The 22,233-nt window shown below is 39.3% G+C and carries 23 protein-coding genes; 6 read left to right on the top strand and 17 right to left on the bottom strand.

The window, feature by feature from the left end; translation table 11 throughout:
• The 12 genes from B7E04_RS08190 to B7E04_RS08245 all read right to left on the bottom strand — a co-directional run bounded on the left by B7E04_RS08190 (nucleotide 1) and on the right by B7E04_RS08245 (nucleotide 12,062).
• Nucleotides 1–396 carry an OsmC family protein gene (locus B7E04_RS08190; protein WP_080778210.1) on the bottom strand — a complete coding sequence of 132 codons (396 nt, stop codon included), beginning with the start codon at nucleotides 394–396 and terminating at the stop codon, nucleotides 1–3.
• Nucleotides 396–614, bottom strand: a complete 219-nt coding sequence (locus tag B7E04_RS08195; RefSeq protein ID WP_080778211.1) for a (4Fe-4S)-binding protein — start codon at nucleotides 612–614, stop codon at nucleotides 396–398. The genes B7E04_RS08190 and B7E04_RS08195 overlap by 1 nt, the downstream gene beginning before the upstream one ends.
• A 1-nt stretch (nucleotide 615) precedes the next feature.
• Entirely contained in the window at nucleotides 616–1,194 is a 579-nt protein-coding gene (locus tag B7E04_RS08200; RefSeq protein WP_080778212.1) for a TMEM175 family protein, read from the bottom strand.
• Nucleotides 1,187–1,726, bottom strand: a complete 540-nt coding sequence (locus B7E04_RS08205; RefSeq protein ID WP_080778213.1) for an NADPH-dependent FMN reductase — start codon at nucleotides 1,724–1,726, stop codon at nucleotides 1,187–1,189. Before B7E04_RS08205 ends, B7E04_RS08200 begins: the two co-directional genes overlap by 8 nt.
• 19 nt (nucleotides 1,727–1,745) lie before the next feature.
• Nucleotides 1,746–2,645: a pirin family protein gene (locus tag B7E04_RS08210; RefSeq protein WP_080778214.1), complete on the bottom strand. Its 900-nt coding sequence runs from the start codon at nucleotides 2,643–2,645 to the stop codon at nucleotides 1,746–1,748.
• A gap of 60 nt (nucleotides 2,646–2,705) precedes the next feature.
• The gene (locus tag B7E04_RS08215; RefSeq protein ID WP_080778215.1) at nucleotides 2,706–3,017 is read right to left on the bottom strand and encodes a GNAT family N-acetyltransferase; all 312 of its coding nucleotides are present in this window, start codon (nucleotides 3,015–3,017) and stop codon (nucleotides 2,706–2,708) included.
• A gap of 230 nt (nucleotides 3,018–3,247) precedes the next feature.
• Nucleotides 3,248–4,123: a pirin family protein gene (locus B7E04_RS08220; protein WP_080778216.1), complete on the bottom strand. Its 876-nt coding sequence runs from the start codon at nucleotides 4,121–4,123 to the stop codon at nucleotides 3,248–3,250.
• A gap of 222 nt (nucleotides 4,124–4,345) precedes the next feature.
• Nucleotides 4,346–5,749 carry an MFS transporter gene (locus tag B7E04_RS08225; RefSeq protein WP_080778217.1) on the bottom strand — a complete coding sequence of 468 codons (1,404 nt, stop codon included), beginning with the start codon at nucleotides 5,747–5,749 and terminating at the stop codon, nucleotides 4,346–4,348.
• Nucleotides 5,750–5,887: 138 nt separating this feature from the next.
• Entirely contained in the window at nucleotides 5,888–6,700 is an 813-nt protein-coding gene (locus B7E04_RS08230) for a hypothetical protein (protein WP_080778218.1), read from the bottom strand.
• 335 nt (nucleotides 6,701–7,035) lie between these two features.
• Complete coding sequence (gene asnB, locus B7E04_RS08235; RefSeq protein WP_080778219.1) at nucleotides 7,036–8,718, bottom strand: asparagine synthase B; 1,683 nt, start codon at nucleotides 8,716–8,718, stop codon at nucleotides 7,036–7,038.
• A gap of 318 nt (nucleotides 8,719–9,036) precedes the next feature.
• The gene (locus B7E04_RS08240; protein ID WP_080778220.1) at nucleotides 9,037–10,704 is read right to left on the bottom strand and encodes a GLPGLI family protein; all 1,668 of its coding nucleotides are present in this window, start codon (nucleotides 10,702–10,704) and stop codon (nucleotides 9,037–9,039) included.
• A 152-nt stretch (nucleotides 10,705–10,856) separates the two neighbouring features.
• Nucleotides 10,857–12,062: an RsmB/NOP family class I SAM-dependent RNA methyltransferase gene (locus tag B7E04_RS08245; RefSeq protein WP_080778221.1), complete on the bottom strand. Its 1,206-nt coding sequence runs from the start codon at nucleotides 12,060–12,062 to the stop codon at nucleotides 10,857–10,859.
• Nucleotides 12,063–12,409: 347 nt separating this feature from the next.
• On the opposite strand from B7E04_RS08245, the gene B7E04_RS08250 reads away from it, so the two are divergent.
• The gene (locus B7E04_RS08250; RefSeq protein ID WP_080778222.1) at nucleotides 12,410–12,754 is read left to right on the top strand and encodes a zinc ribbon domain-containing protein YjdM; all 345 of its coding nucleotides are present in this window, start codon (nucleotides 12,410–12,412) and stop codon (nucleotides 12,752–12,754) included.
• A 389-nt stretch (nucleotides 12,755–13,143) separates the two neighbouring features.
• Here B7E04_RS08250 and B7E04_RS08255 read toward each other — a convergent pair whose 3' ends face one another.
• On the bottom strand, nucleotides 13,144–14,079 hold the full coding sequence (locus B7E04_RS08255; protein ID WP_080778223.1) for a sulfate/molybdate ABC transporter ATP-binding protein: 936 nt from the start codon (nucleotides 14,077–14,079) through the stop codon (nucleotides 13,144–13,146).
• 75 nt (nucleotides 14,080–14,154) lie between these two features.
• Between B7E04_RS08255 and B7E04_RS08260 the strand changes: the two genes are divergently transcribed.
• The 3 genes from B7E04_RS08260 (at nucleotide 14,155) to B7E04_RS08270 (ending at nucleotide 16,892) form a co-directional block, all read left to right on the top strand.
• Nucleotides 14,155–14,814, top strand: a complete 660-nt coding sequence (locus B7E04_RS08260; protein ID WP_080778224.1) for a YceI family protein — start codon at nucleotides 14,155–14,157, stop codon at nucleotides 14,812–14,814.
• Between the two features lie 126 nt (nucleotides 14,815–14,940).
• Entirely contained in the window at nucleotides 14,941–15,951 is a 1,011-nt protein-coding gene (gene pheS / locus B7E04_RS08265) for a phenylalanine--tRNA ligase subunit alpha (RefSeq protein ID WP_062653183.1), read from the top strand.
• 398 nt (nucleotides 15,952–16,349) lie between these two features.
• Nucleotides 16,350–16,892, top strand: coding sequence for a hypothetical protein (locus tag B7E04_RS08270; RefSeq protein ID WP_080778225.1), 543 nt, complete (start codon nucleotides 16,350–16,352; stop codon nucleotides 16,890–16,892).
• Nucleotides 16,893–16,954: 62 nt separating this feature from the next.
• On the opposite strand, the gene B7E04_RS08275 is transcribed toward B7E04_RS08270, so the two are convergent.
• Nucleotides 16,955–17,725: a DUF3108 domain-containing protein gene (locus tag B7E04_RS08275; protein ID WP_080778226.1), complete on the bottom strand. Its 771-nt coding sequence runs from the start codon at nucleotides 17,723–17,725 to the stop codon at nucleotides 16,955–16,957.
• A gap of 157 nt (nucleotides 17,726–17,882) precedes the next feature.
• Here B7E04_RS08275 and B7E04_RS08280 point away from each other — a divergent pair, with 157 nt between their 5' ends.
• Together B7E04_RS08280 and B7E04_RS08285 are read left to right on the top strand one after the other, a co-directional pair.
• Complete coding sequence (locus tag B7E04_RS08280) at nucleotides 17,883–18,938, top strand: NAD(P)/FAD-dependent oxidoreductase (RefSeq protein ID WP_062653187.1); 1,056 nt, start codon at nucleotides 17,883–17,885, stop codon at nucleotides 18,936–18,938.
• 12 nt (nucleotides 18,939–18,950) lie between these two features.
• Nucleotides 18,951–19,280: a 2Fe-2S iron-sulfur cluster-binding family protein gene (locus B7E04_RS08285; RefSeq protein WP_080778227.1), complete on the top strand. Its 330-nt coding sequence runs from the start codon at nucleotides 18,951–18,953 to the stop codon at nucleotides 19,278–19,280.
• Nucleotides 19,281–19,387: 107 nt separating this feature from the next.
• On the opposite strand, the gene B7E04_RS08290 is transcribed toward B7E04_RS08285, so the two are convergent.
• The 3 genes from B7E04_RS08290 to B7E04_RS08300 all read right to left on the bottom strand — a co-directional run bounded on the left by B7E04_RS08290 (nucleotide 19,388) and on the right by B7E04_RS08300 (nucleotide 22,220).
• The gene (locus B7E04_RS08290) at nucleotides 19,388–19,969 is read right to left on the bottom strand and encodes an LOG family protein (RefSeq protein ID WP_080778228.1); all 582 of its coding nucleotides are present in this window, start codon (nucleotides 19,967–19,969) and stop codon (nucleotides 19,388–19,390) included.
• Nucleotides 19,970–20,097: 128 nt separating this feature from the next.
• Nucleotides 20,098–21,540: an aminoacyl-histidine dipeptidase gene (locus B7E04_RS08295; RefSeq protein WP_080778229.1), complete on the bottom strand. Its 1,443-nt coding sequence runs from the start codon at nucleotides 21,538–21,540 to the stop codon at nucleotides 20,098–20,100.
• Nucleotides 21,541–21,728: 188 nt separating this feature from the next.
• A complete protein-coding gene (locus tag B7E04_RS08300; protein ID WP_080778230.1) occupies nucleotides 21,729–22,220 on the bottom strand; it encodes a hypothetical protein in 492 nt (163 codons plus the stop codon).
• Between the last annotated feature and the right edge of the window lie 13 nt (nucleotides 22,221–22,233).

The following is a 22,233-nucleotide window of genomic DNA, read 5'->3' on the forward strand; positions in this document are numbered from 1 at the left end:
CTATGAAAATTTGGTTAATATTTCTATTTCGTTTGTTAGCATTTTGTGTACGGGGCAGGCATCGGCAATGGTATGAAGTCTTTTCGTCTGTTCATCATCCAGAACGCCTTCAAAGGTAATATCTCTTTTGAAAACAGTTCTTTTTGTGAGAGGATAATTTTCAAGTTCCACTTCCACATGGATGTTTTCCACGTCCCACTCCTTTCTTTCGATATACATTCTTAAGGTGGCAGCAGTGCAGCTTGCCAGGGAGGTGGCCAGAATTTCGAAAGGATTGAAACCTTTGTTCTGCCCGCCCTTATCAATTGGTTCATCGGTAATAATCCGGTTTTCACCAGCCGTTACCTCGGTATAATATTTTGTTTTTCCTAAACTTGCTTTTACGGTTACCGCCATTATTGTTCTGTATTGAATTTATAACTCAATGCTCCCGAAGGGCACTGGTCTATCTGGTTTTTAAGTTGTTCCGGACTTGCATTTTCTGCTTTTATCCATGGTCTGTCCTTTGGATTGTAGACTTTGGGAAGCATCTTTACGCAAACAGCCGAGTGGATACACTTCTGAGGCTGCCAGATGACAGTGATACTGCCGTTAGGATATTCGTGTATGTCCATATTAATCTTCTTTTAGTAGTTTTTCGATTCTTTTGTCCGGAATCAGCCATATGAGAGCCACGAGATAATAAAAACCTATGGCAATATAAGGATAAAAAAATGAAACGCCGATTCCGAGGACATAAAATACGATGGAAATATATTCTTTAAATTTTGAATGAATAGCCTCCTTTAACCGGGAATTTTCACCTTCACACTGTACAATCAGATGTTCCATTATAGTATAGGCCACGGCAGACATAATCAGGCATACACCGTACGCTGCCACCGGATTTTCTGCAAAATGCGTTGCGCCGATCCATTCTGTAGCAATGGGCATCAGCGAAAGCCAGAACAGCAGGTGAAGATTGGCCCATAGGATACTTCCGTTCACCTTTTTCACAGCCTGAAACATATGATGATGGTTGTTCCAGTAGATACCCACATAAATAAAACTGAAAATATAAGCAAGAAACTTAGGGAGTAAGGGTTTGAGACTGGTCCAGCTGCTTCCTTCCGGAACCTTAAGTTCAAGAACCATGATGGTGATGATGATCGCCATAACGCCATCGCTGAAAGCCTCAAGTCTTCCCTTAGTCATTGGTTTTCAGATTGTTCTTAAAGTTTTCTATTTTAATTTTAAGCTCATGAAGCATATCAGGATTGATAATGCCGCTTTCCAGATCAAAATTCTCGTAAAATTTTGGAAGCGAGAAGGTATCCTTTATATCTGCTGCAAACTGCGGGAAAAAAGTTTTGGCCGTATTCATCACATTGCCGCCGCCGTAACCTCCTGGAGAAGTGCTCATCAGCAGCATGGGTTTGTTTTGGAAAAGCTTTACATTGATCCTGGAAGACCAGTCGAAGAGATTTTTAAAAGCCGAGCTGTACGAACGGTTGTGTTCTGCAAGAGAACAGATGATCACATCACATGCTTCGATTTCTTTTAAAAAACGATGGGCCTCATCCGGAAAGCCTTTCTTTTCAAGGTCTACAGAAAAAACGGGCATTGTGAAATCATTCAGATCGAGTAGATTAATCTCTTCTTCCTGAAAGTCCTTCAGAACAAATTTTACCAGTTCCCTGTTAATCGATGTAGAAGACGAGCTTCCTGCAAATGCTAATATTTTCATGGCTGATAATCTATGGAAATTATTTTCTGTTTAAAATGGCTTTCGGAAGCGGAACATATTCTTTGTCATCACCCGGAACCAGAGGAAATGCATCATGGTTCTGATCATTCCAGTTTACTTTGGCCTGGTCTATCATTTCTTTATCAGAATTGACAAAGTTCCAGAATATAAAACGTTCTTCATCAAACGGCTCGCCGCCAAAAAGATAGACCGTTCCGTTTTCACTCATTTCAAATTCGCACAGTTTTGTGTCTTTGGCGATCATCAGCTGTTTGGAACCGTAAGTATTTCCGTCTGTAGAAACAGTTCCGTCCAGGACATACATGGCAGCTTCACCATACAGGTCTTTTCCGATGCTTATTTTCTTCGCTTCTTTAGTTTTGATCTCAATGAAAAATAATTTGCTGTGAACAGGAACGGCAGATTTTCTTCCGAATGCTTCCCCGGCAATCAGCTTGTAATGGATCCCGTCTTCCTCCCAAACCGGAATTTCATCCGCTTCAATATGATGAAACGTAGGTTCCGTTTGTTCAAGGTGCTTAGGTAAGCCTACCCAGATCTGGAATCCGTGAAGTCTTTTATCGCTGTGTCTTAAATATTCAGGGGTTCTTTCGGAGTGAACAACGCCTTTACCGGCGGTCATCCAGTTCACGGCTCCCGGTTTTATTTCAACAGCGCTTCCAATGCTGTCCCTGTGAAAAATGGATCCTTCCAGAAGGTAGGTTAAGGTAGACAATCCGATATGCGGATGAGGCGGAACATCAAGATTCTGATAATCTTTAAGATCAGAGGGTCCCATATGATCGATAAAAACAAAAGGTCCTACTGCTCTTTTTTCGCGGAACGGAAGAAGTCTTCCCACCAGGAAATTTCCAATATCCGCAGATTTTTCTTCTATGATAAGTCCAATATTTGACATAATTAAATAAATGTTTTTTGAATTGAGTTTAAGTGATGAAATTAATCGTCTGAGATACAGTTAAAGCTTGTCGTATCCTTCAAACCTTTCATCCACAATGCGTTTCCACTCAGGATGCTTTTTGATGTAAGCGAACACATAAGGACAGAACGGAAGCAGTTTTTTTCCGTTGTCTTCAATATAAGCCAATGTTTTTTCCACAACGGCAGTGGCTGCACCGGTTCCGGCAAGCTCCGGCTCTGCTTCAGTGTGCACCAGAGCAATCTGATGACCCATTTCACGGTAATCAATAAATGCAAAGTGACCGTCGATTTCTATTTCAAATCTTTTTTCTGCCTTAACAAGCGGAATATTTTCAAATTCTGGTTTCATAAATTTTTGTTGTATGTGAACCGGCGGATTGCAAAGACGGATCAGATTTCAAAACTTACTTTTGTAAAGCATTCTGTCAAACCTTACAGATTTTTGCAACTTATAAGATTTAATTTTCAGCCTTAGAATTTCAGTAGAATCAAAATTCTTCGTCTTTGCATTTCACCGGACATCATTATATAAAGTTAATAAAAAAGGGATGATGTAAGATTAAGATAAATTTAATTTTCTCAATCTTCCAGGTAGCCAAACTTTCCGGTATTGAAATCTTCAAAAGCCTGCATAATTTCTTCCCTGGAATTCATCACGAAAGGTCCGTGAGGATAAATCGGCTCATTGATTGGTTCTCCGCTGATGATCAGTACGATGGCATCTTCAGACGCTTCAATCGTGAATGCTTCCCCTTCATTTTTAAATAAAACGAAATGATCTGCCTTGGCTTTTTCCTCTCCGTTTACCGTAATACTTCCTTCAATCACCAATGCTGCTGTATTGAAATGGGCAGGAAAACTGAATTCAGCTTTTCCACCGGCTTTTAATTTGGCATTCATCATATTCAGAGGAGTGAAAGTTTCAGCCGGTCCTTTATGGCCGTTATATTCTCCTGCAATAACTTCTACAAAACCATTTTCGACCAGATCCACACGTTCCATCGCTGAATTTTCTATCGCCTGATATTTTGGTAAGCTCATTTTATCTTTGGCCGGAAGATTGACCCAAAGTTGAACCATCTGGAAAATACCGCCTTTTTTGGACCATTCGGTTTCGTGGTATTCTTTGTGAAGAACCCCTTTGGCTGCGGTCATCCACTGTACATCGCCTTCCCCGATAATTCCGCCGCCGCCTGAGCTGTCGTGGTGCTCTACTTTTCCCTGATAAGCTATAGTTACGGTTTCAAAACCCCTGTGAGGATGAACGCCTACGCCTCTTGGCCTTTCAGAACCGTTGAAGTGGAATTTTGAATTGTAATCAAGCATAATGAACGGGTCCATTCTTTTCATGTCCAAACCTTGTACTCCCGGTATAAAATTATGAACTCTAAAACCATCCCCCACAAAATGTGCAGGTTTTGGTGATACTACGATTTCTACTTTTTTCGCTGTCATAATATTGTGAATTTTATATAACAAATATAGTGAAGCGGGTAGGGAGGGGCATTGATCTGTGGTAAGTTCGTAATAAGGCGAAAAGGCGAATTTGCAAAAAGGCAAAGAAAGCGAAGGAAGCTGAGAAAGTAAATAAGTTTATTGGGCATTTAGCTGTTTAGCCCTTTAGCGATTTCGCTTTTTTGCAAATTTGCCTTCTTCGCTTTCTCAGCTTTCTTCGCCCTAATCTTCCTTCGATCTCATATTCTTCCCATCCGAAATATGCAGTCTTCTGAAGACAAAACCGGATATGATGGTCAGAATACCCACGGTAAGGAAGGTATAACGGAAGGCGTTATGGATTTCACCTTCTATCAGACTGGAATTTTCAAATAACTTTAGGACAATCAATCCGAAAGCGATCCCGAAGCCGATGGCAAGCTGCTGGTTGACTGATATCAGTGAGTTGCCGCTGCTGGTCTGGAAATTCCTGAGGTCTGCAATAGAAATAGTGTTCATAGAGGTGAACTGGATAGAGTTGAAGAAGCCCAGGATCGCAATGATCGGGACAAACCAATATAAATTGGTGTGGATATCAGGAATAGCAAGAAGACAGATCAGGGTTCCGATGATAAAGGTATTGACCATCAGGGTTTGTCTGTAGCCGTATTTGTCCAGGATTTTAATCACTGAAGATTTTCCGAATATGGCGGTGAGCGCCATCGGGGCAATAATCCATCCGGAAGTCACAGCAGATTGTTTATACGCGATCTGGATCATTAAAGGCAGTAGTAACGGAACGGAACTGATCCCGAGCCGGGTAGCCAGATTACCGACAATTCCTACACGAAAAGTCCTTACCTGAAACAGGTCCAGTGGGAAAATAGGATTTCCTCCGCGTCTGGCATGTTTGTAATAATAATACAGGAATAAAAAGCCGAGAATGAAAACAAAAAGAACCGGACTGATATTCTGCATATCCCCGAACAGTTCCAGGGAGATGGATAAAAGAAGTGATGCTGCTGCAAAGATCAGGAAGCCTTTCAAATCAAAGTCAACATCGGTAGATTTGTAGTTCGGCATGTATTTTAGTCCTAAGATAATTCCTAAAACCCCGATAGGAATATTAATGAGGAAGATCCAGTGCCATGAAAGATAATCTACCATATAACCGCCGACCAGCGGCCCCAGTACAGGGCCTATTAATGCCGGAATGATCGCGAAATTCATGGCTTTCAGCAACTCATTTTTATCAAAAGTTTTGATCAGGGCCAGTTTTCCCACAGGGGTCATCAGACTTCCTCCGACTCCCTGGATCACTCTTGAGATGACCAAGTGGGTAAGGTTTTGAGACATGGAACAGAACAATGAACCTAAACTGAAAAGCACCAGCGAAAAAATAAATACTTTTTTGGTTCCGAACCGGTCTGCCAGAAAACCGCTCGCAGGCATGAAAACCGCCAGTGTGAGAACGTAACTGATAATTGCATTCTGCATATTGAGCGGAGATTCATGAAGGTCCTTTGCAATAGAAGGGAGGGAAGTGTTCAGGATGGTGGAGTCCAGCATCTGCATAAAGATAGCAGTAGCCAGGATGAGTGGAAGTATTTTTTTTACAGAGATCTGTTGCGGGCTTGTTTCTGTCATGTACTGTAGACTGGAAAGCTGATGAATTCCAGATTTGTTTTTTTGATCAGTGGCTGTTTTAAAAACAGTCTGATCTTTAGATGAAGAATTTCATATAAAATTAAAAAAGTCCTGTGAATTTTCACAGGACTTTTTGATTTATTTTCTTGGTTTTTCTACTCCTTTCCATTCGTCGCCGGCTTTTCTGTACTGGCTTAAGATGTAAGTTTTGAAATCTTTTGTTTTGTACTCAATGTTATCAGTGTTTTGTTCAAACGGCATGATATAGTAGTAATCAATATCTGTTTTGTCGGATTTGTTTCCTTTTTTCACAGACGGAACATATTTGGAAAACTTATAACCTGGAAGATACTGTCTTAATCTTGTGTAGAAAGCCTTATCTTCTTTTTCGTTCGGGATGATATCTACAATATTAAGGTCATCTTTTTTCTTATCGATCCACAGGTAGTAGGTTTTTTCTTCCCCTAAATTCCTGTTGATAGAGTTGAAGGCAAATAATTCTTTAGGAACCAGCTCTTTGATCTTTTCAGGGTCTACTTTGGTATAGAACTGTCCTTTGGAAGGATCTACGTAGGTTTCAAGGTTGTACATTAAAACCGAATTGTTCTCGAAATTTTTATTTTTAAAATATTGGTTTAAAGATAACTCTGCCGTTGCTCTAAGCTCTTTTCCTCTTTCGTCCAGCTTTTTGGTAGGATTCTGAGGGTTTACATATTTTACAAACTCATATAAAACGATAGGCTTTATATCTTTAAGGTGAGGATACGTTTTAAGCTGTTCCGCCTTTACCAGCCAGTAAAACTGCTGATAGTAATCATCCTTATCAGCCTCTTTCACGCTTTTATAAGTTAGAGCCAGCTTTTTTGAATTCAGGTATTTGCCGTATTTTCCCTGTCCAAAAGCAAAACTGATGGATAGCAAGGCAAATAAAACAGTAAGGTTTCTTCTCATTTTTTTATAATTGATATTTTCGTTGTCCAAATATAATTATTTCTTGGATATTATTTTTGATTGTGAGTTAAATTATATTATATTATTAACGTTTATTCAAAAGAAAATCCCGTATTGCTACAGGATTGATAATGTTTTGAGAAAGAGAGGCTAGAAATTAGAGATTAGAAGTGAGATGGGAGGTTTTAGATAAGAGACATCAGATGCGGGATATCAGATTTCAGACAGGAGATTTTAGGTTAAGGTTAAGGTTAAGGTTAAGGTTAACGATTATTACAAAGAAAAATCAAACCCTGATCCTGAAACTCATCACTCATAATTTATAACTCATCATTCTAAAACTCTCCAACTCCATAGCTCGTCTCATGCACTTTCACTGCTCTTCCGCTCGGGTCATTCATCTTTTTGAAAGCTTCGTCCCATTCCAAAGCAATAGGAGTGGAACAGGCCACAGAAGGAACCGATGGAACCGTTGCGGCGGCAGTTTCGCTTGGGAAATGCTCTTCAAAGATGGTTCTGTAGCGGTATTCCTCTTTGTTTTGAGGAGTGTTAAGCGGGAACCTGAATCTTGCATTAGCCATCATTTCGTCAGTAACTTCTTTTTCAGCTACCTCTTTTAAAGTGTCGATCCAGGAATAGCCTACGCCGTCTGAGAACTGTTCCTTCTGTCTCCAGACGATGGATTCCGGAAGGATATCCTCAAAAGCTTTTCGTAAGACCCATTTTTCTATTTTCCCTTCTGCTGCATCAATCATTTTGTCCTGTGGGTTAACGTTCATGGCAATATCCATGAATTCTTTATCAAGGAAAGGAACCCTGCCTTCAATTCCCCAGCTCATCAGTGCCTTGTTGGCTCTCAGACAGTCATAAAGATGTAATTTGCTCAGTTTTCTTACCGTTTCATCGTGGAATTCTTTAGCATTGGGAGCTTTGTGGAAATACAGATAGCCACCGAACAGTTCATCCGAACCTTCTCCGGACAGCACCATTTTAATTCCCATGGATTTAATTACCCTTGCCAAAAGATACATCGGGGTGGAAGCTCGGATTGTGGTTACATCATAGGTTTCAAGGTGGTAAATTACATCCCGTACTGCATCGAGTCCTTCCTGAACGGTAAAATTAACTTCATGATGTACAGATCCGATATGGTCTGCCGCTTTTCTTGCTGCGGCCAGGTCAGGTGAGCCCACCAATCCTACTGCGAAGCTGTGAAGTCTCGGATACCAGGCTTCCTGGGTGTCTCCGCTTTCAATTCTCTGTCTTGCAAATTTTGCAGTAACGGCGGAGATCACGGATGAATCCAGCCCTCCGGAAAGAAGCACGCCGTAAGGAACATCGCTCATCAGCTGTCTGTGAACTGCATCTTCAAGACCTTTTCTTATTTTGGAAATATCGGTTTCATTATCCTTTACATGGTCGAAACTTTCCCAGTCTCTTTTGTACCATTGTTGAAGTTCAGGTCCGTCCTGGCTGTATATAAAATGTCCGGGAAGGAAAGTTTCAATGGTTTTGCAGATGCCTTCCAGGGCTTTCAGTTCGGAAGCTACATAATAGTTTCCGTTTTTGTCCCATCCCTGATACAGAGGGCAGATTCCCATATGGTCACGGGCGATGAGGTAAGCTCCTTTTTCTATGTCATAAAGGGCAAAAGCGAAAATACCGTTCAGCTTTTCAATAAAATCTTTTCCGTATTTTCTATATAATGCAAGGATCACTTCACAATCCGACTGGGTCTGGAATTCGAAATCCGGGAACTCTTCTTTTAATTCTCTGTGGTTATAGATTTCACCATTCACTGCCAAAACTATTTTTTCGTCTTTGGTAAATAATGGCTGCTTTCCTGAAGTAGGATCTACGATAGCAAGCCTTTCATGAGAAAATACAACGTTGTCATCCTGAAAAACCCCGCTCCAGTCCGGGCCGCGGTGACGGATTTTTTTTGACATTTCAAGAACCTGAGGTCTCAGGATTTCGGTCTTTTGTTTGGCATCAAACAAGCATACAATTCCACACATATTGTTAATTATTTGAAACAAAATTAGATTTGATGTTTATAATTAACAACAAAAAATTAATAAAAGTTAAAATTTTTAATTAAATAATTTATTTAAACGAAAAATATTAACTATTTGAATCAATTTCAATGTATTTACTTGATTTTTTTCGCTTCCGGAAGATGGGCTTATATCCTATACAAAATTAAAATGAAATAATTAATAATATATGGTAATTTATTCTATGAATTTTAGCCCTTACTTTGTGGCTCGAAATAATTTTTTTTCATCATTTGTGTTTTTACCTTCTTGCAATTCTCTTTGCAAGAAGGTTTTGTTTTATAGGGAGCCTATCAGTACACCTGAAACGTTCCATGAACTGAAACTTGTTCCTTCCGGAGCCCCCTGTGGAATTTTCACCTGTATGGTATGCTTGCCGGCTTTCAAATCACCCAAAGGAATAATATTGGGATTGGTAACCGTTCCGGGGCACCAGTTGGATCTGCTGAGGTCTGAAGAAGAAAGCCCGTCCGGAAAATTACCAGACGCAGGGTTGTAAAGTCTGTACGAGCCACAATCCGACCTCCATGGAACAAAAGAAAAGGTCATTTTTCCGTCTAAGAATATGGAATTTGCCTTAGGAACAAATTCATCTCCGTTTTCCCAGCCTCCGTGTCCGGTAGTGAGGTATCTCAGCTGGGCATTCTTAAGGTCTTTCTGTAAGGTAAATTCTACAAGAAGACCATTGTCTTTATCAAACAGGGTAGAATATTCCTGACCTGCCATTTCCATAATGTTCAATGTATTAAAAAGAGGAATGACGATATTATTTTTGTGGACCGTCTGGTCACTTTTGTGAATGGTGATCTCAAGGCTTATTGTATGCCCTCCTTTATCGTAATTACCGATGAAAGCGCCTACCCAGAGCTCCTTTCCGGAAAGAGAGGGTTTCAATTCTGTAATATCCTGTCGGTATGGGCTGATGGTCTGCCAGTCTTTTCCTTTCAGCTGAATATGATTGAATTTCCTGATACCGAAAGCCGTAAAAAAGCGCATCATTTCTACAGCCGGACTGTAATTTTCAGTGGCTGCAACTCCATAATACTGTTTCCCGTTTCCGTTTTCATAAAGGGGAAGTGTTTTAACGCCTTTTTCCAATCCGTTAAAAAAAGAATAGGTTTTATCCTGCGGAATAAAGAATACGGTTCCCGTTCTGTCATACGCATCACCGTTGGATTGCTGTTTCACTTCTACAAAAATGTTTTCGCCCTCTTTGATAGCCGGGAATTGTATTTTTTTAAGAATAATGGTCCCGTTAGCGAATTTTTTTACTATTTCATTTGATTTAGATTCCTGTGAAAAATTAATGGTTTCATTGTCAAAAACTTTCAGGGTCGTAAAACGGCTTTTCCACAGAAGATCTTTGTAACCCGGCAAGTCTGTAGACTGGATAGAACCTTTTAAAATGACATCAATATCTGTTTTGTTTACCTTTTTAACGGAACTGGCTGTAATAACTGAGTCTTTATTTCTTTCAATTTCCAGGACCAATCCTAAATTCTGTCCCAAAACTGATGGTCCGCCGTTTATTTTTAAATCATTGGTGTACCAGACCACAATGGTATTGGAGTTGATTTTGGTTACTGCTTTTTTACAGGTGTAACCCAGAATTTTTTTGGTTTCATTGGTCAATTCAAAAGTCTGTTTTCCTACAGATTCCGTATCCGAAGAAGAAATAATTTCTCCCGGTCTCAGAAAGCCATAAGAAACAATGGTATTGGAAGGTTTCTCAACTTTAGTGATTTCAAACGGATACTCACTTTTTTGTTGTCTAATATTATTGTTCAGGATAAAATTCTCTTTTCCGTCTGCCCAGACAAGTACGGGAGGCTGCTCCGTAAGAACTTTTCCGTTGTAAGAACTGGTGTACAGGATTTCATAAGTCTGCGAGTAAATAAAGCCACAGTGAAGCAAGGCAAAAAAAGTGAAGAGAATTCTTTTATACATAGATACTGGTTTTCTGTAAATTTATAAAACGGATTACAAAATAATAAGTAGAAATTAGCAATAGAAATGTTACAACCCCATTCATGAATGCCTATCAATAAAAAAACTACCCTGAAAATAGAGTAGTTTTAATATATTATTTTAAATTCAGATTAAGAAACTCTTTCAATCAGAGCCATATAGAATCCATCATAACCCTGGCTTGGCATTACTTTGTCATCCTTAATCAGTTTAAAGTTCGGATTGTTTTTCAGGAATTCCTCTACCTGTAAATTATTCTCAGAAGGCAGTATAGAACAGGTAGCATACACCATTTTTCCGCTTACTTTAAGCATTTTGGAATAATCCTGAAGGATCTGCTGCTGTTCTTTTTTGATTCTGTCAATAAAATCCTGATCAATTTTCCATTTACTGTCCGGGTTTCTTTTCAGAACTCCAAGCCCTGAACACGGTGCATCAATAAGAAGACGGTCTGCTTTATCATAAAGACGCTTGATTACCTTATTGTCAGAAATCATACGGGTTTCAATATTGTGTGCTCCGGCTCTTTTTGCACGGCGCTTCAGTTCGGCAAGTTTCCATTCAAAGATATCTAATGCCACGATCTGGCCTTTATTTCCCATCAGTGCAGCCAGGTGAAGTGTCTTTCCACCTGCACCTGCACACGCATCCACAACACGCTGTCCCTCTTTCACATCAAGGAAGTACCCGATCTTTTGTGAAGAAGCGTCCTGAACTTCAAACAATCCCTCTTTAAAAGCTGTGGTAAGAAATACATTCTTTTTTTCCTCAAGCTGTACCGCATCAGGATAATTTCTTACCGTGTACGCCACAACATTTTCATCTGAAAGATCAGAGATCAGTTCTTTGGTAGAAGTTTTCAGCGTGTTGGCTCTAAGAACGGTTGGTGCTTGCTCATTTAAAGCCCTCATTTCCTTTTCCCAGTTGGCACCCAACTCTTTTTCCAGAGTTTCAGCCAGCCATTCAGGAATAGAATGTTCTATAGCTTTTGTAGGAACTGTATTTTTTTTAAGCTTGGTCAGAATATCCGCGATTTTAATTCCGTCGAATTCTTCAAACTTTTTATAATTGGTCTTACTCCAAAGCAGGTATGCAATAATCAGTTTATAAATATTATTGGGTTTTACGCCTTCTCCCATATAATATTCAAGACGTTTTCTCCAGCGGATGATATTATAGAAAATCTCAGAAACAACGGCTCTGTCCTGGCTTCCCCATTTTTTGTGAGCTTTTAATAGCCTTTCGATCACCTTGTCGGCGTATTTGTTTTTCTCGAAAAATGTTTCCTGTAAAGCATCGTGAATTCCGATTGCTAAGTTTCTGTGAATAAGTTCCATAAATTTGCTTCGCTGTTTGAATCTGCAAAAGTACGAATTATAGTTGAGAGTTGAAGGCTGGTGAGTGTGGGAGTTTGAGAGTGAGGGGGGAGGAGGGGTTTAGAGTTATGAATTATAAATTATGAGTGATGAGTTCAAATATTGAGTTGGAGGGGTTTGAGTTTGAGTGTTTTTAGAGTGTGGGCGTGCTGAATCAGGGAATATTGAACAAATGACAAACACCTGGTGGCTGAGGGCCTCGAAGCCACCAGCAGGAACGTGTTAAGTATAATATCTGACATCTGACATCTGGTATCTTAGATCTGTGATCTAATTCAAAAAATCCTACCTTTGCAAAAATCAAAAATATGAGTGATACTGTACTTTGTCCGAAATGTGGCTCTGAATTTACTTACCCAAGTGATAACATGATGACCTGTTCGCAATGTTTCTATGAGTGGAGTCCTGAGGAATCGGTTGCTGAATCTGCTAATGAAGGAAAAATACTGGATTCAAACGGAAATGAGCTTCAGGATGGAGATTCTGTAGTAGTCATTAAAGATCTTCCCGTAAAAGGAGCACCTAAGCCGGTAAAGGCCGGAACTAAAGTTAAAAATATTCGTCTTAGACCGGACAGTGATCATAATATCGACTGTAAAATTGATGGTTTCGGGTCTATGGCACTTAAATCAGAATTCGTTAAGAAAGCATAAAATCTGATATCAAGGCACAAAAAAAAGGAAAGAATTGGACAGTGTAATCTTTCAAAAACTTAATTGCACGATGTGCTAATGTCCGTCTTTAGGGCAGAAAGAGAATTAACCAAAAATTTCCTTATGCTGTGGAAATACAAATGTAGGAAAAAGTTTTAAACGGCTTCTTGCATTTGTGTTTTTTTTATCCACATATTAACAATAACTATAACACAATGTAGGGGTTACAAGGTAAAAAGGTGAAACGGCGAAACGGTAAAACGGCTTTATTCAGGGCGAAGAAAGCTGAGGAAGCTGAGAAGGCTTATAAGCAAATTTGCAAATTCGCCCATTTGCTTTCTCAGCTATCTTTGCCTTTTTGCTATTTCGCTATTTTGCCTTTTCGCCAATTACTCAAAAGCTACTTTAATATTCCCCTCCATCTTCTCCTCCGTATACACAACGAGTTCCTTTCCCTTCAAAGAGATTTTGTTCCAGTAGTGGCTGCCGGCAAATCTGCTTTCCAGAAGTTCTGCTTCAATGCCCTGGTCTGAAATTTTGATTTCTTTGGGATAATAGGAAAATTTATTAAGCTGAAAATCTGAGATTTCCTCTTCACTGAAAATATTGACTTCGCCAAAAAGCCTGGCGACATAAGAATTGTATGGTTTTTTGTAAGTTTCCTCCGGGCTGTCGTTTTGAATGAGTCTTCCATCCTGAAGGATAACAATCTGGTCAAGCCATGGCATAATTTCCTGAAGTTCATGGGTGGAAATAATCAGGGAGATCCGGTGCTGTTTCACGTACCTGAACAATCTTTCCCTGAGTTCTATTTTTCTCGAAAAATCCAGGTTGCTGAAAGGTTCATCCAGTACCAGCAGTTTCGGTAATATGGAAAGGGCTCTGGCTATGGCTACCCTCTGTTGCTGGCCGCCGCTTAAGTATTTGGGGAGGACATGGGCAAATTCCTGAAGTCCCACTACTTCCAGAAGTTCAGTTACAGTTTCTCTTTTTTGAGCTAAATTGATATTGGAAATGAACTTTCCTACATTCTCTGCAACGGTGGCGTAAGGCATCAGATCAAAATTCTGAGCCACAAGCTTCATTTCTGCTTCTCCGGGAACAAGATTTCCTTTAGGACCCAAAAGTTTTGTTCCATTAAAAATAATTTCACCGCTTTCCCAGTCCAGAAGTCCATAAATAAGATTGAGCAAAGTAGATTTTCCGCATCCGCTTTCTCCGGCCAGTGCAATGATCCTGCCTTCTTCAAGCTCCAGATTGAGGTTCTGGAACAGCGGTTTTTCTTTGGTATGGGAAAAATATAAATTCTTTATTTCTAATAGCATAATACAAATGTAAGGTTTTTATGAAAAAATAATTTTTTTTATTATATTAGCAGAAGTAATAAAAATAGATCAAAGATGAAAAAAAAGCTGTTTTCACTGGCTATTCCTGCTTTATTTGTGGCAGCTGTAATGGTTTCCTGTAAAAAAGACAAACCGGTTACCAGCGAAAGCAATGAAGTAACCACTACAAAGGATGGGAATCAGTATACAGTGGATACCTTAAACAGTAAAGTGGAGTGGAAGGGATATAAAATATTCAAGTCTGAAAGTACAAGCCATTTCGGAACCATTACTTTTGAAAGTGGTGATGTAACGGTAAAAGACGGAAAACTTGAAAGCGGGAAATTTGTTGCTGATATGAATTCATTAACCTCTGTGGACCTGAAGGATGATAAAGATCAGCTGGAAAAGCTGAACGGACATCTTAAAAGCGGAGACTTCTTTGAAGTGGAAAAATTCCCCACAGCTTCTTTTGAGATTACAAAAGTGGCACCTGCTACAGAAGGCGATTACAATACCCTTCTTGATGGAAATTTAACCATTAAGGGGATTTCAAAACCGGTTCAGTTTAAGGCCAATGTTTCCGTGAAAGACGGAGAAGTAAGTGTGGCTACCGAACCTAAGGATATTAAAAGAGAAGAGTTTGGCGTAAAATTCCAGGCTCCTGCTGAAAACGGAGTGATCAAGGATGAGGTAACCCTTCAGATCAACGTTAAAGCTTTGGAAAAGAAATAATTTTTTTATTTAAGTGAAATAAGTGATTGAAGTCTGCCTCCCAAAAAGGGGCAGATTTTTTTGTCACAGATTCTTTATTCAACTTAAAAAACGTATTTTTGCAAAACATTTTGAAAGGGTAAAACAATGATAGAAAAGATAGAAGAACTACTTACCGAAGTAAACAGCTTCAATGCTACGTCTAAAGAGGAAATTGAAAACTTCAGGATTAAATATAATGGTAAAAAAGGGGTTCTGAACGATTTTTTTGAAAAATTTAAAGAAGTTCCAAACGACCAGAAAAAAGAATTCGGGCAGAAGATCAATTCTTTAAAACAAGCCGTTGCCGGAAAACTGGAAGATCTTAAAGAGGCTTCCCAATCTGCTGTGATCACAGAAAAGGAAGATCTTACAAGACCTGCTTTCCCATTGGATCTTGGGTCGAGACACCCGATCAATCTGGTAAAAAACAGGATTATCGAGATTTTCAAGTCCATCGGTTTTGCAGTTGCAGACGGTCCTGAAATAGAGGACGACTGGCACAACTTTACCGCGCTAAATCTTCCGGAATACCATCCGGCAAGAGATATGCAGGATACTTTCTTCATTGAGCAGAATCCGGACATCCTTTTAAGAACCCATACGTCTTCCGTACAGATCCGTTATATGGAAGAAAATCAGCCGCCCATCAGAATTCTTTCTCCGGGAAGAGTATTCAGAAATGAGGCTATTTCTTCACGTTCGCACTGTATTTTCCATCAGATTGAAGGGCTTTATATTGATGAAAATGTAAGCTTTGCAGACCTGAAGCAGACCATTCAGTTCTTTACAACTGAGCTTTTCGGAAAATCGAAGATCAGAATGAGACCGTCTTATTTCCCTTTTACAGAGCCAAGTGCTGAGATTGATGTATATTGGGGATTGAACTCGGAAACAGACTACAGAATTACCAAAGGAACAGGCTGGCTGGAGATCATGGGATGTGGTATGGTAGATCCTGCCGTTCTGAAAAATGTGAATATCGATTCTGAAAAATATTCAGGATATGCATTCGGAATGGGGATTGAAAGAATTACCATGCTTCTGTACCAGATGAGCGATATCAGAATGTTCTTTGAAAATGATATCAGAACACTTGAACAGTTTAAAACACTATAAAAAATTAAACCTCCGGAAATTCCGGAGGTTTTTGTTTTTAATTACTGACCTAAGAAACAAAACGTAATTAAAAACGGGATTTATTGAAAATTACAACGTGTATCATTTTAATGGAGACCTATTAATTTTACTTATATTTTCTTTTTCTGAAGGCCTGTCATGCTGGTCGGAGTCGAAGCGTGATATTAGGCTTATTATTTCCATGAATCTTTATGTCTGCTTCTATTAGTAAGACAATCCATATTAAAAATCTATTACACCATTTTTAAAAAAAAGAAAATAATTTTCTCAATTCAAGATCTTGCTTATATATTATAACGATTAAATGTTAAAAAGTGGCTTAACTCCGGCAACAGGTATTTTTTTATCTAATTTTATTATGTTAAAATAATCTGAAAATGAAAAAAGTATTATTGCCATTATTATTGGCGAGTGGATTTCTCAGTGCTCAGAAATTTGAAGTTTCTGCAAGTTATGGAGCACCTTCCGTATATGATGCAACCTATGAATTGGCATCTGCTATTACAACAAGTATTATTACCAATGAAAGCAATCCTGCCAGTACTGGAGTTGCTGCTATAGGAGTAGCCATGTACAGTGAGAATATGAAGTGGCGTTATGGGGCAGATGTTGCGAATGAGTTTTTCAATACAACAGAATCTATTTCCAAACAAAACATTTTATCAGTATTACCGAAAGTAGATTATTTCTGGTTAAGAAAAGAAAAGCTTGGATTATACTCAGGGGCTGCTGTCGGTGTAACTTTTATAAGCAGTACTTATGTGAATAAAGATAAAAAGGAAACAAAAAATACCGATACCGTATTTGGGTTCAATATTTTACCTATTGGTATCAGATATGGGGGAGACCTGAGTGTTTTCCTGGAAGCCAATATCGGGATGAAAGGTATTGCCCAGGGAGGAGTATCGTACAGATTTTAATAAACAAAAAAGGAGTAATTTTTAAGCTACTCCTTTTTTTATATTGTTGATTATTTAATCTTTTATTTAAGATATTTTAATGGGTATTTTACATTTTTGTATCCATCGATGCTAGCTTTCAGAGAGCCCACTGCCAGTTCGGCTTTCAGAAGCATTGGGATATGGTTGGCATCATTGGTCACCCACATCGTCACCCCTTCTTTTTCTTTGAAAACTCTTCCGCTTTTTACCGATGGAATGATTTTTAAACAGTTGATGGTCCCGAATTTTGTTTTTAAATCCTCAGTTCCTGTCACTTTCAGCTGGAATGGAAACATTTCATCGTCAATCCATACGTTCATATTGATCACAGTTCCTACTTTCAGCTCGCTGGTGCTTTTACTTCTGAGATAATAAAAACAGGAAAGCATATCCTGGACTCCTTTTACGGATTTTAGGACCTTTGAGCCATTGGCAGGAGTCTTTTTATCCGTTAAGATCAGGGTATGGTTATCGTGGTTGAAAACGGTTTCAAAATGCTGGCGGTAGCTTCCTTCCCGCACATTTCTAACGTAGAAGCTCGGAAGCCCGGTATCCGTATTGATAAAGCTTTCATACAGATCTTCCACTTTAAAAAAGGCCTTTACGGCCCCGGTAGTCTGCCCCGTACCTTTCACATAAAAGTGGGGAGCCCCCATATAGTTTACTTTCTTTGTGGTAAGATTGGCGGTTCCGGCATTCAGAATTCCGTAGTGGATTCTGAAGGTAATAGACTCACCGTCAGCAATATTATCAATCTGAGCATGACCGAACAGGAACATTAATATTGCAAAAAGACTTAAAATTTTCTTCATGGTATCACATTTAACAAAAACACTGCCAAATTTAAGATTCTGAATGTTTTACGGAGATTTGATAAATCTCAGGTTTTTATTTAGAATCAATTAAATATGCTTCGCATTAAAATTAGTAAATTTGCACTTACATGTATAATTAAATTATCTTATTATTATGATAACCACTGATATATTGATCATAGGAGCCGGACCTACCGGGCTTTTTGCTGTTTTTGAAGCAGGTTTATTAAAAATGAAGTGTCATATTATTGACGCACTTCCACAGCCGGGAGGACAGCTAGCAGAGCTTTATCCTAAGAAACCTATTTTCGATATTCCGGGATATCCTTCTGTGAATGCAGGAGAACTGGTGGATAATTTAATGGAGCAGATCAAGCAATTCCAGCCGGGATTCACATTAGGGGAAACGGCGGTTTCTTATACCAAGATAGACGATGAGTGGTTTGAAGTGATCACCAATAAAGGAACAGTTCACAGATGTAAAGCCATTGCTATTGCCGGTGGATTGGGAACTTTTGAGCCGAGAAAACCTACTTTTGAAAACGTGGCGGATTATGAAGAAAAAGGTCTTGAATATTTCGTTAAAGAGCCTGAACATTTCAGAAATAAAAAAGTAGTTATTGCCGGAGGAGGAGATTCAGCGCTGGACTGGAGTATTTTCCTTTCTAATGTGGCCAGTGAAGTAACCCTGATTCACAGAAGAAATGAATTCAGAGGAGCTTTGGATTCTGTAGAGAAAGTACAGGATCTTAAAAACGAAGGTAAAATCAAATTAATTACCCCTGCAGAAGTTACCGGTATCAAAGGAGATGGAAAAGTAGAAGCCATCACCGTAGAAATTGAAGGACAGGAAGCTTTTGATATTGAAACAGATTATTTCATTCCTCTATTCGGTTTAACTCCAAAATTGGGTGAGATCGGAAACTGGGGCTTGAATATCGAGAAAAACGCAATCGTAGTGAACAATGCCCTGGATTATCAGACCAACATTGACGGAATCTACGCTATCGGAGATATCAATACGTATCCTGGAAAATTAAAGCTGATCCTTTGTGGTTTCCACGAAGCAACATTGATGTGTCAGAGTGTTTACAACAGACTGAATCCAGGTAAGAAATTTGTACTAAAATATACGACAGTAAGCGGTGTAGACGGATTTGACGGAAGCCGTAAAGAAGCAGAAAAGGCAGTTGTGAAAAAAATTGACTAATTTTGCACTATTATGTCAGATATCAATATTAAGATCACGGATCGGGAAGGGGTAACCCATGATGTGGTAGCACCTACAGATATGTCTATGAACCTGATGGAGATCATCCGTTCCTATGAATTGGCGGAAGAGGGAACCATTGGGGTATGCGGAGGAATGGCGATGTGCGCCTCATGTCAGGTGTATGTGATCAATGATCCGGGCCTTGAGCCTATGGGCGATGAAGAAGATGCCATGCTGGCGGAAGCATACCACGTAAAAGACAACAGCAGACTGGGATGCCAGCTGCATATGATGGATGAAATGGAAGGTCTTGAAGTGGAGATTGCTCCTTATCCTTAGAAGATATTTTTTAATCTTAAATATAAACCCCGTTCGAATTTTCGAACGGGGTTATTTTAGCTTCTTAATTAACATTGTAGTAGTTATTTATACGAACAATAAAAATGTTATATTTCCTCCTTCGAAATCCACTTCCCAACAGTAGGAGCCACATAATTCCTCATCATTTCCAAAAGCTCATCAATATTTTCACTCACCAGAAGCATGTCGCGATTCACTTGCTTTAAAAATCCCTTATCCACCATGGTCTGCACCAATTGTATCAAGTCATCATAAAATCCATCGATATTTAAAATCCCGATCGGTTTTTTATGGAGTCCCAGCTGTGCCCAGGTGATCATCTCAAAAAACTCTTCCAGTGTTCCATAGCCGCCGGGAAGGACAATCACGCCTTCGCATAGATCATTCATCTTTGTTTTTCTTTCGTGCATGGTTTCTACGATGACGAGCTCAGTAAGGTTTTTGTGGGCAATTTCTTTGGACTGCAGGAAATGGGGAAGTACGCCAATAACTTTTCCGTTTTCTTGTAAAGCACCGTCCGCTACAGCACCCATTAAGCCTACGTCTGCACCGCCATAGATAAGCCGAATATTTTGTTTTGCTAAAGTCTGTCCAAGTAAGATTGCCTGCTCTTTATAAATGTCATCTGACCCGAAACTGGAACCGCAGAATACTGTGATACTTTTCATTGTTTTTAATCTTGTTAAATAATTTTTGAACCGTTAATATCTCATTGATCTTAATGGTTTGAAATTGTTCAAATTAAAATATCCAAAATCATACGACTTTGGATATTCAATATAGTAATATTATTCTCTTATTTTAAAGGGATATTCGCTAAAATTTCCTTAGTAAAGCTCCAGAACTTCTGTGCAGAAGGAATATTAGCTCTCTCATCCGGAGAGTGCGCCCCTCTGATGGTAGGTCCGAAACTTACCATTTCCATTTCAGGATAATTGGCTCCGATGATACCGCATTCCAGTCCCGCATGACAGGCAACTACATGAGGTTTTTCCCCGAACTTTTCGGTATAGATTTTTTCCATCAGCTGAACAATTTCAGAACCCGGTTTAGGCTTCCAGCCAGGATAAGAACCACTGAATTCCACCTTCATTCCGGCTAATTCCGCAACGGATTTAAGCTGTTCTGCCACCGAATATTTAGATGAATCTACAGAGGATCTCGTAAGGTTTAAAATCTTAAGTTCACCTCCTTTTAACTCCACTCTTGCCACATTATTGGAAGCTTCCACGAGGTCTTTCACATCAGGGCTCATTCTGTAAACCCCATTGTGAAGAGACTTTAAGGTAAGGATGATTTTCTTTGAATCTTCTTCAGAAATGGCTTTATCCGAAGTAGTAGAATTCTCGATATTAATGTGCAAACCAGGTTCGACAGATGCAAACTCTTCCAGGATTTCCTTTTTCAGAACTGTAGCTTCTTCAATGAATTCCTGAGCATTTCTCACAGAAATAAGCGCAACCCCTTCTCTAGGAATAGCATTTCTCAACCCGCCGCTGTCAATAGAGATCAGCTGAACATTCTCCTTGGCCAAACCATTATAAAGAAGTCTTCCCAGAATAATATTGGAGTTTCCAAAACCCTTGTGGATATCCATTCCTGAATGTCCTCCCTGAAGTCCTTTTACTTCAATTCTTACAATCTGTCCCTTCGCAGCTTCTTTTTCATAAGTCTGAGTAATGGTAACATCTACACCGCCTGCACAGCCTATGTCAATCTCATCATCCTCTTCCGTATCAAGGTTTAAAAGAATCTCACCGGTCAACTGTCCCGGTTTTAAGCCTAAAGCACCCGTCATTCCCGTTTCTTCATCTATTGTGAAAAGTGCTTCAATAGCCGGATGCGGAATATCCGAACTTTCAAGGATAGACATGATCGTAGCAACTCCCAAGCCGTTATCAGCTCCTAAAGTTGTTCCCTTTGCCTTTACCCAGTCACCGTCAATCTCCATTTTGATTCCTTCTGTGTCAAAATCAAAATTCACATCATTGTTCTTCTGGCACACCATATCCAGGTGTGACTGAAGTACAACAGATTTACGGTTTTCCATGCCCGGAGTTGCCGGTTTTTTAATGATCACATTTCCTACTTCATCTACCGTAGTTTCCAGTCCTAGGTTTTCACCAAATTCTTTGATGAAAGCAATGACTCTTTCTTCTTTTTTAGAGGGTCTTGGAACCGCATTCAGCCTGGAGAAATTTTTCCAGATAATCTGCGGTTCTATATTAGATAATTCCATGAAATTTTATTTTTATCAAAATTACGAAAATTAAAGGGGTTCAGTGAATTTATTGGGATCAAAAAGGCGAAGAAAGCGAAGAAAGCAAAAAAGTAAAGAAGGCAAAAAGGTAAAAGGGCGAATAGGCTAATTTGCTTATCAGCCTTCTTTGCTTTCTTTGCCCTTTTACCTTTTCGCCCCCCTTCGGCTTAGCAGCCGCATTCTCCGTAAATAGACATTGTTTCTACAGTACCGTCCGGTTTTTCAATCGTTAGGGTACCTTCGAATAATAAAGCTTCTTCGTTTTTTATTTTCTTGCCTTTTACAGAGATCTTGTATTGATCGCTTTCAATTTCTTTGGTCAGCTCTTCATCCACTTCCATATCACTTGAGGAAATAAGATTCATGGCGAGTCTCTTTCCATCGAGCTTCATGTAGGCGGTTTTCCCTGCATCATCTGCATAGATGTATTTTTCAGCCTCGAAATCTGCTTTATTTCTGGCAAAATAGCATGAACATTCCTTGATTTCTTTGGGAAAAGGCATAACGTCTACCATTACTTTTCCTGATGCCGGCTGTATTGCTGCGGAATCCTTAACCTGGTTTGAGGAATCTGCCGGAGCTGAACTTTGAACCGTTTCTTTATCTTTTTTACATGCGGTTAAAAGAAACGCAGAGAAGAAAATGATTAAATATTTCATTGTGGTGGTTTTT

It is taken from the genome of Chryseobacterium phocaeense (genome assembly GCF_900169075.1).
Lineage (GTDB): Bacteria > Bacteroidota > Bacteroidia > Flavobacteriales > Weeksellaceae > Chryseobacterium > Chryseobacterium phocaeense.

What these genes read in the sequence shown, in the direction of transcription:
- B7E04_RS08285 (WP_080778227.1), top strand. Translation starts at nt 18,951, where the DNA reads ATGTCAGATATCAATATTAAGATCACGGATCGGGAAGGGGTAACCCAT.
- asnB (WP_080778219.1), bottom strand. Translation starts at nt 8,718, where the DNA reads ATGTGTGGAATTGTATGCTTGTTTGATGCCAAACAAAAGACCGAAATC.
- B7E04_RS08230 (WP_080778218.1), bottom strand. Translation starts at nt 6,700, where the DNA reads ATGAGAAGAAACCTTACTGTTTTATTTGCCTTGCTATCCATCAGTTTT.
- B7E04_RS08250 (WP_080778222.1), top strand. Translation starts at nt 12,410, where the DNA reads ATGAGTGATACTGTACTTTGTCCGAAATGTGGCTCTGAATTTACTTAC.
- B7E04_RS08215 (WP_080778215.1), bottom strand. Translation starts at nt 3,017, where the DNA reads ATGAAACCAGAATTTGAAAATATTCCGCTTGTTAAGGCAGAAAAAAGA.
- B7E04_RS08290 (WP_080778228.1), bottom strand. Translation starts at nt 19,969, where the DNA reads ATGAAAAGTATCACAGTATTCTGCGGTTCCAGTTTCGGGTCAGATGAC.
- B7E04_RS08260 (WP_080778224.1), top strand. Translation starts at nt 14,155, where the DNA reads ATGAAAAAAAAGCTGTTTTCACTGGCTATTCCTGCTTTATTTGTGGCA.
- B7E04_RS08225 (WP_080778217.1), bottom strand. Translation starts at nt 5,749, where the DNA reads ATGACAGAAACAAGCCCGCAACAGATCTCTGTAAAAAAAATACTTCCA.
- B7E04_RS08240 (WP_080778220.1), bottom strand. Translation starts at nt 10,704, where the DNA reads ATGTATAAAAGAATTCTCTTCACTTTTTTTGCCTTGCTTCACTGTGGC.
- B7E04_RS08245 (WP_080778221.1), bottom strand. Translation starts at nt 12,062, where the DNA reads ATGGAACTTATTCACAGAAACTTAGCAATCGGAATTCACGATGCTTTA.
- B7E04_RS08255 (WP_080778223.1), bottom strand. Translation starts at nt 14,079, where the DNA reads ATGCTATTAGAAATAAAGAATTTATATTTTTCCCATACCAAAGAAAAA.
- B7E04_RS08205 (WP_080778213.1), bottom strand. Translation starts at nt 1,726, where the DNA reads ATGAAAATATTAGCATTTGCAGGAAGCTCGTCTTCTACATCGATTAAC.
- pheS (WP_062653183.1), top strand. Translation starts at nt 14,941, where the DNA reads ATGATAGAAAAGATAGAAGAACTACTTACCGAAGTAAACAGCTTCAAT.
- B7E04_RS08280 (WP_062653187.1), top strand. Translation starts at nt 17,883, where the DNA reads ATGATAACCACTGATATATTGATCATAGGAGCCGGACCTACCGGGCTT.
- B7E04_RS08210 (WP_080778214.1), bottom strand. Translation starts at nt 2,645, where the DNA reads ATGTCAAATATTGGACTTATCATAGAAGAAAAATCTGCGGATATTGGA.
- B7E04_RS08220 (WP_080778216.1), bottom strand. Translation starts at nt 4,123, where the DNA reads ATGACAGCGAAAAAAGTAGAAATCGTAGTATCACCAAAACCTGCACAT.
- B7E04_RS08275 (WP_080778226.1), bottom strand. Translation starts at nt 17,725, where the DNA reads ATGAAGAAAATTTTAAGTCTTTTTGCAATATTAATGTTCCTGTTCGGT.
- B7E04_RS08295 (WP_080778229.1), bottom strand. Translation starts at nt 21,540, where the DNA reads ATGGAATTATCTAATATAGAACCGCAGATTATCTGGAAAAATTTCTCC.
- B7E04_RS08190 (WP_080778210.1), bottom strand. Translation starts at nt 396, where the DNA reads ATGGCGGTAACCGTAAAAGCAAGTTTAGGAAAAACAAAATATTATACC.
- B7E04_RS08200 (WP_080778212.1), bottom strand. Translation starts at nt 1,194, where the DNA reads ATGACTAAGGGAAGACTTGAGGCTTTCAGCGATGGCGTTATGGCGATC.
- B7E04_RS08195 (WP_080778211.1), bottom strand. Translation starts at nt 614, where the DNA reads ATGGACATACACGAATATCCTAACGGCAGTATCACTGTCATCTGGCAG.
- B7E04_RS08270 (WP_080778225.1), top strand. Translation starts at nt 16,350, where the DNA reads ATGAAAAAAGTATTATTGCCATTATTATTGGCGAGTGGATTTCTCAGT.
- B7E04_RS08300 (WP_080778230.1), bottom strand. Translation starts at nt 22,220, where the DNA reads ATGAAATATTTAATCATTTTCTTCTCTGCGTTTCTTTTAACCGCATGT.